This window comes from Legionella navarrensis (assembly GCF_052527415.1).
Genome location: NZ_JBNVZR010000019.1, coordinates 1 through 13478 on the forward strand (window position 1 = coordinate 1; position 13478 = coordinate 13478).

Here is a 13478-nt window from a genome sequence, read left to right on the forward strand (position 1 = left end):
CATGGCGTCCCGGATTACGGCTTCGCCTAATCCGGGCTACGTGTCTGGACAAAAATTTCGGGATGTCATTCACGCAACCATTGTAGCCCGGATTAGCGCCAGCGTAATCCGGGGAACAGGCCTGACTGCTTACGCGAGCCGTACACTGCCATCAGTCTGCCTGACGTAAACAGCGCCGGTGGCTTCGCAGTTTGCGTAGGCCAGGCCGTCTGGGCCGGACTGGAAGTGCAGCTGTTCGCCAAACTGGCTCATCCAGCCGATTTGGCGGGCCGGCACCCCCACCACCAGGGCGTAATCGGGAATGTCCTGATTGACAACCGCACCCGCACCAACAAAGGCATACTGGCCGATAGTCACACCGCAGACGATGGTGCAGTTGGCGCCCAGAGTTGCGCCGCGTTTGACCCGCGTTGTCAGGTATTCGTCCTTACGGCTTACCGCTGAGCGAGGATTGTATACGTTGGTAAAGACCATGCTGGGGCCGCAGAACACATCATCTTCCAGCGTCACGTTGTCGTAAACAGATACGTTGTTCTGGATTTTGACGTTATTTCCAATGCTCACCTTATTACCCACGTACACGTTCTGGCCGAGACTGCAGGCCTTACCTATGCGCGCACCGCTGCTGACATGCACCCAGTGCCAGACGCGGCTGCCGTCACCAATCTCTGCGCCGTCGTCAATAATCGCGGTTTCGTGTGCCTGATAACTCATTCTTATAACTCCAGAGGAAGATACACGGTCTGCCTGTCGCGTGCAGCACGATAAGCCGCTATCAGTAACTCCAGGGAAACCAGTCCGGCACGGCCATCAGTGATGGGCCTGGCCTCACCACGCAGGCAGTCAATAACGTTCTGGTAATACAGCTGATGCCCAAAACCATAGACCGATGCGGTCTGGTAACTGGCCTGCCTGATCGCCTCGTCTTCAGGACGCGCGTCGGCAAACTCCCAGTGCTGAACCTCATTTACCGCGACACCGCCAATGCGTACCGTGCCTTTTTCACCGAGAATGGTGATAGAGCCTTCAAAATTTTTAGGATAGGTCAACATGGTTACGTTGATGGATGCCATCGCGCCGTGGCGAAAACGCAGGGTCATAACCCCACTGTCTTCAGCAGCAATATCACGCTCCAGCGTGGCCATCATGGCCTGTACTGAGTCAACCGGACCCAGCAGCCATTGAATCAAATCAACATAATGACTGGCCTGATTCATAAACGCACCGCCGTCCATTTCCCAGGTGCCGCGCCAGCCACCCTGATCATAATATTCCTGAGGACGCGTCCAGAACACGTTAACGCTGGCCATATGAATTCTGCCAAAACGCTTTTGTTCGATGGCGCGTTTCAGCGCCTGCATGGTGCTGTTGAGGCGGTTTTGCTTGACTACAAACAGGCGTACACCGGCGGCATCGCAGGCCTTGACCATGCGCAGACCATCCTGCCAGCGGGTCGCCATTGGTTTTTCGGTAATGATGTGACGACCAGACTGCGCCACCTGAATGCTTTGCTCTGGATGCAGTCCGCTGGGCGTGCACAGAGTGACGATATCCGCTTCGCTCTCCTTAAGCATCTGCTCCAGACTCGCAAAGCCTGGCACCTTGCAGCGCGTGCTGGCGTCCCGCAGGGCCTGACTGTCCACATCGCAGACGGCGGTCAGCTGCAGGTGGTCACCGAGTTGCTCGATGGCCTGCAAATGATTATTGGCAATTCGCCCGCAACCGACGACAGCCACGTTTATTTTCCGATCCGTTATCACCCAGGGTGTCTTGCTCATCGTCAGGCACTCACTATGTTGTCTTGTTTAAAGGCTCTAAAAGCACCCCGTGTGTCTACGACCAGTCGGGCGTGGCGGGCTATCAGTTCGTAATCAAACACGCAATGAGCCGTTGCCAGTACCACACAGTCATAGGTCGCCAGCATGTCAGCATTCAAATCCTGGCTGTGTAAATCAAAATGATGCGCGCGCATGGCAGGGAACAGGGGCACGTGCGGATCAGAATACGCGACACGGGCGCCTTTGGCCTGCAGTAATTCCATAATCTCAACAGAGGGTGATTCGCGCATATCATCCACATTACGCTTGTAGGCGATACCCAAAACCAGAATATTGCTGTTTTTGATGGAGCGCTCGCGCTCGTTCAATGAGTCGGCAATCTTTTGCACAACCCAGTGCGGCATGCTGCTGTTGATTTCGCCGGCCAGCTCAATGAAGCGTGTATGCAGCCCATATTCCCGCGCTTTCCAGGTCAGATAAAAAGGATCAATGGGAATGCAGTGACCACCAATACCTGGGCCTGGATAATATGGTACGAAACCGAAAGGCTTGGTTGCTGCGGCATCAATGACTTCGTAAATATCAATGTCCATTTTATCCGCAAGAATTTTCATTTCATTGACCAGACCGATGTTGACGGAGCGATGAATATTTTCCAGCAGCTTGGTCATTTCCGCCACTTTGGTCGATGTCACGGGTATAACCCGGTCAATCACCGCGGAGTACAGAGCGACGCCTGCTTCAAGGCATTGTGCCGTCTGGCCGCCGCACACCTTGGGAATGGTGGCTGTGCTGAAATGTGGATTGCCTGGATCTTCACGCTCAGGCGAAAAAGTCAGAAAGACATCCTCTCCCACCTTAAGACCCGTGCTTTCGATGCGTGGCAGCAGTTCTTCTTCTGTGGTTCCGGGGTAGGTTGTGCTTTCAAGGGATATCAGTTGACCGGCACGTAAATGCGGCAGCAGATTATCCATGGTCTGAAAAACAAAACTCAGATCCGGCTCACGGAACTTATCCAATGGCGTGGGCACACACATGATGAGTGCGTCCGCCTCATTGCTTTTAGAAAAATCGGATGTGGAGGAAATAAGGTGGCGCAAGGGAGCGATACGCTCAGAGGGAATATGCTGCAGATAGGACCTGCCCTGCTTCAGGAAGTCGTTTTTGCGCTCGTCAACATCAATTCCAATGACACGATACCCCATTTCTGCGAAACGCAACATCAGGGGCAGGCCAACGTAGCCCAGACCGATAATACCGATAATGGCTTCTTTATCAGCCATTTTTGCCACAAAATTATTTAACATAGAACATCCGTTTGATTGGTCTTGAATTACACTTAATGGAATCACGGAGGTGTGCCTCCGGGAAGAAAGGCTGGCATTTTAATGGCCATTTCCTTAAAAAACAAGATGGCAGCGTCATCATGGCTGGGATCGGATAAGGCGATTATAATGGCTGCCCCAGTTGCACTGGCAGGCAAAAAAAGAATATTATTGCCTCTTTTTGGTGACCACCCGCCGTATGGAGCCCCCATGTACAAACAAAAGACCGTGTCTGTTGTCGTTCCCGCTTACAACGAAGAAACGCAGATAGCAAGGGTAATTGATACCATGCCTGCTACGGTAGATATGATCGTCATTGTCAACGATTGCAGCAAGGACAAAACCTCGGAGGTGATTCGCCAGCATCCAGCATTTGCCCAGGGACGCGTTACGCTGCTTGAACACGCCGTCAATCAGGGTGTTGGAGGTGCTATCGCCACAGGATATAAATGGTCTCGTGACCAGGGCTACGATATTGCCGTGGTCATGGCTGGAGACGGTCAAATGGATCCCGATGATTTACCGGCGATTCTTGAACCCATCATCCAGAACAAGGCCGACTACACCAAGGGCAATCGCCTGGTCACTGGGGAAGCCTTCAAAAAAATTCCAAAGGTTCGTTTTTTCGGCAATTCGGTGCTCTCTCTGCTGACCAAAATTGCGTCAGGATACTGGCACGTGGCCGACTCGCAAACCGGTTATACTGCCATCAATGCCGCGGCTCTCAAGGCCATAGACTGGGATGACATGTACAAACGCTATGGCCAGCCTAACGATTTGCTTGTGAAACTGAATGTTGCCAACATGCGTGTGATTGATGTACCCATCGAACCGGTTTATAACGTCGGGGAAAAATCAGGAATAAAAGTCCGAAAAGTCGTGTTTTCCATTGGCTCGCTGCTCACCCGTCTGTTTTTTTGGCGACTCAAGGAAAAATACATCATTCGCAACTTTCACCCGCTGGTGTTTTTTTACGCGTTTGGTTTTTTCGGCGTAGCCTTAAGCATCGCGTTGTTTTTCCGTTTGATTATTCTGTGGGTAGCACAGGGTCAGATTCCTGAAATAACCTTCCTGAGCTGGCTCTTTTCCTTTTCACTTGGCTTTAATTCACTGTTTTTCGCCATGTGGTTTGATTACGAGGAAAACAAACATCTGAATCCGCCCCTGCAGCACAGGGATATCAAGCGCGAAGAAGAGTAATGAACGAACGCATGTCGCTCTTGTCCAGGCTGACGCACACTATCCGCCACCAGAAATTATCCCAGGATATCAGCTGGTCCATGCTGAGTTTCTTTATCCTGGGCATCAGCGGCATTCTCATTAATATCATCATCACGGTAACACGTGATGCATCTGCGCTGGCTGTATTTAATCTGGCCTATGCCGTTTATATCATTGGCTCACAGTTTGCCGTCTGGGGTGTCCACTACTCGGTGTTACGCTATGCGGCCTTCTACCATGACTCCCCTGCAGAGCGTGGGGTCATGCTCTGTTCCGCATCGGTCTTATCGCTGATAACCGGAGTTATTCTGGCCGCTGTCATTTATTTTTGTGAGCCGTTTTTTACCCTTGTCTTTCACAGTGCTGAAACGGGTCAGGCGATAGGCCATATCTCATGGGGTCTGTTATTGTTCCCATTGAACAAAGTGCTGCTCGCGTATTTAAACGGCCTGCGAAAAATAAAGGCCTTTTCTGTTCTACAGGCTCTGCGTTATCTGGTCATCATGATAGTTGTTGCCCTGGTTTCGGCCTCTGCAGCACCAATTGCCAGCGCGACCTATGCTTTTTTCGTGTCCGAATTACTGACCACGCTCGCTGCAGGGGTTTATATCTGTCGAGAAAGACTCATCGATTCGCCAGGGCTGTCCAGGGCGTGGATACTCAGGCATCTGGATTTTGGCAGCCGCAGCCTGATGGTGGGCATGTGCACGGAAATCAATACACGGGTTGATGTGCTGGTTATCGGTTTTTTTCTATCCGAACACGCCACCGGCGTATACAGTTTTGCCGCCATGCTGGCTGAGGGAATTTATCAGGTGCTGGCGATGGTTCGGCTTAACTTCAACCCCTTGCTGGTCGCTGTTATCCGAGACGCCGACTGGACTCAGGCCAGAAATCTGAGAGCACAGGCGCAAAAGTACGTCGCCCCGCTTCTCTTTTTGCTGTCCGCCTGTGTGCTCGCGGCCTACTGGGTTCTGGCGGCCTGGATTATGCCGGACAAAGGCCTGCTGGAAGGTATGCCGGCCCTGCTGATTTTATTATGTGGCATGAATCTGATAGCGACATTCGTGCCCTTCGACAATTTATTACTGATATCAGGCCATCCCGTCTATCAGACCATTCAACATCTGGTCATGCTGGGCTCAAACGTGGCAGCGGCTTTTCTGCTGGTACCCATTATGGGTATTGAGGGCGCGGCAACGGGAACCATCATTGGCTACATCGCCGGCATTGCCGTGATGATGTATTTCACCGAGCGGTTACTTAGCTGGAATTTAATACTTAACAGAGTGCGTGGTTAATATATGTGTGGAATATTTGGTATTGCCCTGAAAACTGGCGCCGATCTGGCCAGAAAAGACTTTAAGGACCTGCTTGGCAGACTGTATCGCCTGTCAGAAAGTCGCGGTAAGGAATCAACGGGCCTTTGCCTTTACCTGCCCAGAGCAGCGCAGGCCTGGACAGTGAAATGCGCACAGCCAGCCTCCCAGGCCGTACGTTCCTCTGCTTTTCGGGACAGTCTGCACAATGGCCTCGACAAGGCTTACGCGCAAAACAGCAAAAATACGTCTGAGCCCCTCATTGCTCTTGCCCATTCGCGCCTGGTCACCAACGGTGATGCCTGCCTCGCTGGAAATAATCAGCCCGTACGCTGGCGCGATGTCAATATTGTTCATAACGGGATCATCGTTAACACCGATGCCCTTTGGAGCCGTCACGCTCACCTGACACGCCATGCCGAGGTCGATACCGAAGTGCTTGCCGCTCTGTTAAGTGACAGCATGGCACAGAATTATCATCCGGTGGCCGCAACGCAACAGGTACTGACGCAGATTGAAGGATCCGCCTCCATGGCATGGATACACGAAAGCGACAGCAGCCTGACGCTGGCCTCCAATACGGGCGATTTGTATTACGCCGTGCTGCCAAACGAGGCCGGGATTGCGTTTGCCTCAGAACGTTTTATATTACAGCAGGCGCTGAAGCCTTTGTACGAGGCAGACGGACACGAGGTTAACGCACAGCACATCAGGGCCAATAGCGGGCTCTACGTTGATTTGGCAAACACGCTGTCAATGCGGCCATTTGATTTGAGCATGCCGGCCGGGCTGGAGCGACACGAAACAAGGCAAAAGAACGCGGAAGTTCAACACCTTCAGGTCAGTATTCCCGCGAAAAATACAGGTAAACGCACGGTCAGCCCGGCGGACGAATCGCTGCTCAAATACAACGAGCAGGCCATGCGCGAACTGAAGCGCTGCACGAATTGTGTACTTCCGGAAACCTTCCCCTATATTTCCTTTGACAGCACAGGCCGCTGTAACTATTGCCAGCACTATCAACCTAAATACAAAGGCACAGACACCGCAAAATCAAAAGCAGAATTCATCCAGATGGCACAGCAGTTTCGGGAGCAAAACGGAACGCCGGATGTGCTGGTTCCCTTCAGCGGCGGACGTGACAGTTGTTACGGTCTGCATGTTATCAAGGAAGAATTTGGCTTAAATCCGGTTACCTTTACCTATGACTGGGGCATGGTCACGGATTTGGCCCGTAGAAACATCGCCCGGGTCTGTGGCCGGCTGGGCGTTCCTAACATTCTGGTATCAGCCGATATCAAAATGAAACGGGACAACATCCGCAAAAACGTGGCGGCCTGGTTACGAAAGCCTGATCTGGGCATGGTTCCCCTGTTTATGGCTGGCGACAAACATTTTTTCAAGATAGCCAACACCATTAAAAAACAAACCGGCATTCGTCTTGATTTATGGTCTGCCAACCCGCTTGAAAATACCGATTTCAAATCAGGCTTCTGCGGAACTCCGCCTGATTTCGGCAAGGCGCGGATAGATTATCAGTCTCTGACCCGAAAAATCCGGATGATCAGCTATTACGCCTCTCGTTTTATGATGAACCCCGGCTATATAAACAGCTCGCTTATCGATACCGCCAAAGCGTTTTCATCCTATTATTTTGAACCGAGACGTGACTTTTTCTTTATGTTTGAGCACATGGTCTGGGATGAGCGCGAGGTAAACAAAATCATTATGGAGCAATACGATTTTGAAACCTCACCCGATTCAACCAGCACCTGGCGCATAGGCGATGGAACCGCTCCGTTTTATAACTACATCTACATGACGGCACGGGGCTTTACCGAATTTGACACCTTTCGCAGCAACCAGATCAGAGAGGGTCAAATCACCCGCGCGGAAGCGCTGGAGGCCATTCTCGTTGAAAACAGACCGCGGGCTCAAAGTCTGAGATGGTATCTGGACACCTTAAACCTTGACTTTAATGACACCATCAGGCGCATTAACCGTCTTGATGTCGCAGGAATGCATGCATGATAGAAACATCGATACTGGCATGGCTTAAATTTGCAGGCCTTATTGGCATCGCCACGTTTGCAGGTGTATCTCTCGCGCGGCTCATGCGCTGGAACAGCCCGGCCAGTGAGGCCGGGTTTGTCTGGGCAACAGGCGTGGTACTGTCACCTTTTCTGGCAGGAATAGCCGCGGTTCTGGCTCTGTTGCTGTTCCCACAAGGCAACCCTGACACACATCTGCTGTTTACGGGCATTCTCCTCACCATAACAGCCTGCCTATACCGCGCAGGAACAAAGCCTTTGCCATGCTCAAAACCAGTATCAGACTGGATCATGCGCCTGTTGCAATTGCTGTTGCTGGTATGGCTGGCAGCACTTTTCTGTAACAGCGTATTTTTGCCTTTAACTCAAAATGACCCGCTTGAATATGCAACCGTAGGTCGCCTGCTGTATCAGGCCAGAACGCTGGATATCTATCCCGTTCTGGATACCGTGAACAATCCGTCCGGTTTTTTTGGTCCGTGGACGCACCCTCCCCTCTATGTTTCCCTGATTTATCTTACCTCCGCCATTCAGGGGCACGCCAACGCTCCGGGTTTGATGCGCCTGATAGCCCCATGGTTTCTGCTCTGCTCAACGATGGGTGTGGTCGCTCTGGCCAGACTGCAAAAGTCGTCGTTCAGTCTGCTCGCTGGAATCTTATTCGTATCGACGCCGATGCTGTTTCTCGGTGCAGATTCCGCCCAGATTGATCCGCTGCCGACGAATGCCATTGTATTGCTGATGTTGATGCTGACTGGTTTAAATCAGCGGGGTATCGCACTGGGTTGCTGGCTTGGTCTGGCTCTGGGTCTTGGAATGTGGACCCATTCCCAGGCCATTTTGCTCATACCCATGCTCGCTGCCGCTCTGCTGCTTCTGCGAGGCTTGCTTCAATGGCGCCAGGCCCTGCTTGAATTTGCGGTGGCACTTGGCATGGCCATGCTGATAGCAGGCTATCCCTACTGGAAAAACCTTCTGATTTTTGGCTCTCCCATTAGCGACAATCCTGCCGTATTCGCGTTGAAGTCTCTCGACTGGCAGGGCTATTTCCGTTACGCCCGTGGCCTGAATACGGGGCCGGCACTGGTGCAGTACGGTATTTTTAAAGGCTGGTTTGTTCCAGAAGCCTATGGCCTGAATTTTTGGCTGATGACCCTCGGCGCCATACTTCTGGTCTGGCGAACCGGAATTAAAAAATCTGGAGAAGGACTTCTGCACGGTATCGCGCAGTATACACCTGAAATGACCATGTTATGGTTAGCTCTGGGGCTTGTTCTTACTTATCTGGCCGGGGTCGTTTTGTCCGTTTTGGCTGGAATTGATCTTATGGTACGTAACGAGCGTTATTTACTGATTATCATGCCGGCTGTCGCTCTCTGTGCCTCATATGGTATTTCCGGGCTGGTGCAGAAGGAAGACGGCCCGGTCAATTGGTATTCGCCCAGTATTAAGCGCAGGCGAACGATTCTGCTTGCTGCCATTGGTGGATTTTTCGCACTGGCTCAGCTGGCCGCGGTGGGTTATTACTATAACTGGCGCAGCATTTCAACCAGCAGTCAATTGCCAGTAACGGCCTCTGAAAACAGGCTGGAGCGCATTCTGAATATGACATCGGCCTTCGATCTGATGGCACGAATGCCAGACCTGGTTCCTGCGCAGGCCCTGGTACTGACCATGCGCCCGGCCGATATGTACTATTCAGGGCGTAAAATGGTGAGCTACCTTGATCCGGCCATGCTGCCTGTGTATCTGGAAAAATCGGCAGCAGCGGTGCATAAACATCTCAAGGCGCTGGGCATAAATTACGTTCACAGCGTGGATTATACCTTGCCACCCATGTCCAATTCATTTATTCAGGACGTACTCGCCTCGCCGGAACTCAGTACAATGAAATACTCCTCCGGCATGTACCAGCTGTATTCCCTTGATGACAGTGGCCTGCGTGAGGGGACAACTGTCAATATAACGCCCGGATTTATCCCATGGACAACAGGGTATAAAGTTCACTTCGTGCCTGACAAATATCTGCCCCTTTTAGGCCTTAACGCAAAAACATTAGATAATAACGCGAGCATCGTTTCCTCACAGCGTCTGTTCAATCGTGATTACAGCGTATTGACTCAATCTGGCCTTGATGCGCACAACCAGCAGAAGCAACTTCAATCACTCACGCCGGTAAATCCGGATAGCGAGTACGTTGTTAAGCTCACAATCAAAGGTCGTGGCTTTGTACGGCTGTGGATCACGCAGCTTGACGCGGATGGCATGGCCATCAAGGCTCAAGGTTCCGGAGTAAGTCCTTATATGAGAATGGGCGAATTGTCCTTATCGGAACGCTATCCCCAGCAACGCTTTTTGCGCCGGTTCAAGACGCTGGCGGGTGCGAAATATGTGCGTTTTGGCATTGAGCAGCAGGGACAGTCGCAGGTGCAGATTGTTCAGGCCAGCCTTGTCAGCCTGACACGATCAACTTCATGATAGGTACTCCCTTCCAGATAGGCAGCCTCGTGCTGCCCCATCGTCTGATTCAGGGGCCTCTGGCTGGTTTCAGCTGCGCGCCGTTTCGACGGCTGTTTTCGCGCTTTACACCCCCTGCCTACTGCGTGTCGGAAATGATTTCAGCGCACGATGTACTTAACAGACACAGTGAACAGGGGCGTTATCTGTATCGCGCTGCCGATGAAGGCCTGCTCTGTTATCAGATATCCGGCAACGATCCCGACATCATGGCGGCGGCCGCAGGCAGGCTGGAAGCGCTGGGTGCGGATTTGATCGACATCAACTGCGGTTGCCCGAAAAACAAAATCCGTAAAAAGGGAGCGGGCAGCGCCCTGCTGGAACAGCCAGACAGGCTGATAGATATCGTTAAGCGGGTACGCAACACCCTGTCCTGTCCCCTGACTGTTAAAATCCGTATTCAGGATTCCGCCCGCGATGCGGATCTGGCGAGACGTCTGGTGGATGCCGGTGCCGATGCGCTCATTGTGCATGGTCGCCGCTGGACAGAGGATTACGACGTTGCCTGTCAACTGGAGCATATAGCCCTGATCAAACAGACCGCTGCCATACCCGTCATTGTCAACGGTGATATAGGCGATACCCACTCCCTGCACAGGGCCCTGTCGGAAACAGGCTGCGATGCCGCCATGATAGCCCGCGCGGCCACCGGAAAACCGTGGCTGTATCAATCCCTGCTGGAAGGCAGGCCCAGAGATATCAGTATGGATGAACGCATCGACCTGTTTCTGGTTCATTTACAGGATCTGGCTGAGCTGGAAAGCGAACACCAGGCCGTATTACAAAGCAAATCGCTGCTGCGTTATTATTTTCGCCATGAGCTCCAGCCCTCTGCTCTGCAGGAGATTTATCAGGTGACGGCTCTGGACGATCTGGAAAGCCTGATCAAAACCTTTCTCCTTTGCCCACCCTACCGCATTTACGACAAAAATTGATCAATTTTAAACCATAGTATACTCTTTAAGTAACAATAATCGGCGCCGTAAAGAGGTTTATTATGCAATTGGTTGTCTATTTCTGTGGTACAGGTAACGATGGCCGGGGCTTTATGCCGACGTTTGATCGGCTGAGGCCTGCGGAGGATGTGAAGGTAATTTTCGTACAGGGCTGCGATCACCCGGAAGTCTGTAATGATGCCATGAATCCCGATCTGGCCAAATACGCTGAACGATTCTCAAAGCGCATGCTCACGCATAACGATAACAATCAACTGCACCTGACGACCGATCAGGCACACAGGGAGAGGCTTGGAATACTGGGCCCGGTTGATTTGATCAAGCGGTCTATTCATGAATTGAGCCCAGCGGAATACGAACCGCTGCTGGCAGAGCTGGCTGCCAATCCAAATGATGAAAACTTTCAGGCGCTGGAGGATAAATTTCGGGAAACAAACCCAGACTTCACTCTGAAAGACATCAAAGGACGCCTGTTCGATATAATCAGGCTGACCTCTCTGAATGATGCCGTTGGCCGACCGATTGATAATATCATTCTGGCTGGATACAGTCGCGGTGCGGTCACAACCTTCGAAGTAGCCAAATCGCTCCAGAGCATGCAACTGAAGCGCAATGCGCCACTCACTCCCGTCAGCATCTTCGCCCAGGAACCCGTTCCGGGCAATTTAACCGAGCTGCCCGGAACCAACGCCTACAGCGCGGGGAACTGCAGCCGCCTGCATAACATCACCGATGCGACGCTGGTGATCGCAGCGTACACCGGGGAAGTTGTCAGCTACAATGGTCAAAACGAGGCCCTCAGAAGCGGGCTGCATAAGTTAGCCTTTCGACAGGTGATTCCCGAATTTGGTCCTTTCACGGAAACCAGCCTGATAGCCACGCCAAGGCCACATCACTGGTCTGGAATTTTTGCCGGAGAACACTATCTCGTAGAGGGTGTAACCCGCAGTGTTTATGAACACGCGCCTCACAATAAAGCCATGTTGGAGCAGGCTCATATTGCAACGGCGGCTAAAAACGCGCTTTATGAACAACGCACGGCGTGGCTTGCCTTCCCGGAACCCCACCAGATCCAAGGCTGCTATGGCTACGATATCAGCCGTTTTCTGCCCGCCTATGCAGATAAGGCTCACCCGGCGCCTTACCTTACAAGACGGTTTGACTGGAGGGTTGATCCCTACGCAACGGAGAGCAGCGAAACCATGCTGGCCTGCTGGCAACGGCAGGATGCTCTGCTGAAAGCCGGGCGAGTGTCTGATCCTACCCGGACCCTGACAGAATTGCTTAGTGAAACCAGCAGCCTGGTGCAGACGCGTATCAGGGACCTTGCCAGGCTGGTGCGTGGCCCATTACCTCGCCTGGGCAGCGAAGGATACTCTTTTGATGAGGAAATAGCCGCTATGGCGGCCGCGCGCGATCGCGTGCGGCCGGCCACAGACGCCATGCACCGACTGTATGATGCTACCGGGGCCTGGCTGTCTGACAATGCCCCAGATCAAAAACGCCGCCCCTTGGTTGAGTCGCTGCGCGGCGCCCTCTACTATCAGCTCTATCAACTTAACCAGGCACCGCTTGTGGCGCCATCGGTCAGTATTGAAACAACGGGAGATTCCGTCCTCACGCGCGAGCGCACGCTGTTTAACTTACCGAAGGAACAGCCTCAGCCCCCTCGCCCCTCGCGAAGTCTGTTCCATTTCTTTGGCGGTGGCAGTCTGGCCAGCATTGATGACCTTGAGTTTGACCACTCAGATGCACTGTATCGTGCCTTACACAATACGATAAGCGCAATGCAGGAAGCGGCTCGCCAGCAGGGGGTAAGCATGGAATCCTGGAATGACCATTTCCGGGCATTTTCACCTTCAGCTCATGTGTTGCACGAAGCCATTGAAAAAAAGGGGCGCAGTGCCCTGGGTGAAGCCCATCAGCTGTTATATTTTCAGGAATATGTCAAAAACTATATGAGCACACCCGTGGCTCCCATACGTCTTCCTCATCGGGATCAGCGCGTGGTGGAGATGGAGCAGAACTTTAAGGAGGCCTTCGCCAAACAGTTGAGGCGCGTAGGCCTGGGGAGTTACCTGCCCGTCATGCCCACCGGACCGTCCAGCCCGTCTTCCAGCTCTTCCAGTATGGCTGATGACGACCGAGATCATGGTGATACCGAAGCGCTCCGGCCCAGGCGTTAGATTAGCGCCGCATGATTTAACAATATACATAAAGCCCCGGGTTGGGCCAAGGCTCAACTTGCCAGTGCCCTGGGCTGTCCCATCTTAATTTGAACTGCAGTTAATCCGTTGGCACCATCTGCTCC

General features: G+C 52.5%; 9 protein-coding genes. 6 read left to right on the forward strand and 3 right to left on the reverse strand.

Annotated features, from left to right (window positions below; all coding sequences use genetic code 11):
* Positions 1 to 129: 129 nt before the first annotated feature.
* From ACQUTA_RS10875 to ACQUTA_RS10885, 3 genes are read right to left on the reverse strand one after another with little or no spacing between them, the layout of a single operon-like run.
* Entirely contained in the window at positions 130 to 714 is a 585-nt protein-coding gene (locus ACQUTA_RS10875; protein WP_444988275.1) for an acyltransferase, read from the reverse strand.
* Positions 715 to 716: 2 nt separating this feature from the next.
* Positions 717 to 1778: a Gfo/Idh/MocA family protein gene (locus tag ACQUTA_RS10880; RefSeq protein WP_444988276.1), complete on the reverse strand. Its 1062-nt coding sequence runs from the start codon at positions 1776 to 1778 to the stop codon at positions 717 to 719.
* Between the two features lie 2 nt (positions 1779 to 1780).
* Complete coding sequence (locus ACQUTA_RS10885; RefSeq protein WP_444988277.1) at positions 1781 to 3085, reverse strand: nucleotide sugar dehydrogenase; 1305 nt, start codon at positions 3083 to 3085, stop codon at positions 1781 to 1783.
* A gap of 228 nt (positions 3086 to 3313) precedes the next feature.
* Between ACQUTA_RS10885 and ACQUTA_RS10890 the strand changes: the two genes are divergently transcribed.
* The 6 genes from ACQUTA_RS10890 to ACQUTA_RS10915 all read left to right on the forward strand — a co-directional run bounded on the left by ACQUTA_RS10890 (position 3314) and on the right by ACQUTA_RS10915 (position 13353).
* Positions 3314 to 4303 carry a glycosyltransferase family 2 protein gene (locus ACQUTA_RS10890; RefSeq protein WP_444988278.1) on the forward strand — a complete coding sequence of 330 codons (990 nt, stop codon included), beginning with the start codon at positions 3314 to 3316 and terminating at the stop codon, positions 4301 to 4303.
* Complete coding sequence (locus tag ACQUTA_RS10895; RefSeq protein ID WP_444988279.1) at positions 4303 to 5625, forward strand: oligosaccharide flippase family protein; 1323 nt, start codon at positions 4303 to 4305, stop codon at positions 5623 to 5625. The genes ACQUTA_RS10890 and ACQUTA_RS10895 overlap by 1 nt, the downstream gene beginning before the upstream one ends.
* Positions 5626 to 5628: 3 nt before the next feature.
* Positions 5629 to 7674 (forward strand): hypothetical protein, encoded by a 2046-nt coding sequence (locus ACQUTA_RS10900; RefSeq protein WP_444988280.1) that lies wholly within the window; start codon positions 5629 to 5631, stop codon positions 7672 to 7674.
* A complete protein-coding gene (locus ACQUTA_RS10905; protein ID WP_444988281.1) occupies positions 7671 to 10172 on the forward strand; it encodes a glycosyltransferase family protein in 2502 nt (833 codons plus the stop codon). Before ACQUTA_RS10900 ends, ACQUTA_RS10905 begins: the two co-directional genes overlap by 4 nt.
* A complete protein-coding gene (locus ACQUTA_RS10910) occupies positions 10160 to 11146 on the forward strand; it encodes a tRNA dihydrouridine synthase (protein WP_444988304.1) in 987 nt (328 codons plus the stop codon). The genes ACQUTA_RS10905 and ACQUTA_RS10910 overlap by 13 nt, the downstream gene beginning before the upstream one ends.
* Positions 11147 to 11208: 62 nt before the next feature.
* Positions 11209 to 13353: a hypothetical protein gene (locus ACQUTA_RS10915; RefSeq protein WP_444988282.1), complete on the forward strand. Its 2145-nt coding sequence runs from the start codon at positions 11209 to 11211 to the stop codon at positions 13351 to 13353.
* Positions 13354 to 13478: the final 125 nt, after the last annotated feature.

Excerpts from the sequence above, each read along its gene's own strand:
- ACQUTA_RS10905 (WP_444988281.1), top strand. The coding sequence starts at position 7,671 with ATGATAGAAACATCGATACTGGCATGGCTTAAATTTGCAGGCCTTATT.
- ACQUTA_RS10900 (WP_444988280.1), top strand. The coding sequence starts at position 5,629 with ATGTGTGGAATATTTGGTATTGCCCTGAAAACTGGCGCCGATCTGGCC.
- ACQUTA_RS10885 (WP_444988277.1), bottom strand. The coding sequence starts at position 3,085 with ATGTTAAATAATTTTGTGGCAAAAATGGCTGATAAAGAAGCCATTATC.
- ACQUTA_RS10895 (WP_444988279.1), top strand. The coding sequence starts at position 4,303 with ATGAACGAACGCATGTCGCTCTTGTCCAGGCTGACGCACACTATCCGC.
- ACQUTA_RS10880 (WP_444988276.1), bottom strand. The coding sequence starts at position 1,778 with ATGAGCAAGACACCCTGGGTGATAACGGATCGGAAAATAAACGTGGCT.
- ACQUTA_RS10915 (WP_444988282.1), top strand. The coding sequence starts at position 11,209 with ATGCAATTGGTTGTCTATTTCTGTGGTACAGGTAACGATGGCCGGGGC.
- ACQUTA_RS10875 (WP_444988275.1), bottom strand. The coding sequence starts at position 714 with ATGAGTTATCAGGCACACGAAACCGCGATTATTGACGACGGCGCAGAG.
- ACQUTA_RS10890 (WP_444988278.1), top strand. The coding sequence starts at position 3,314 with ATGTACAAACAAAAGACCGTGTCTGTTGTCGTTCCCGCTTACAACGAA.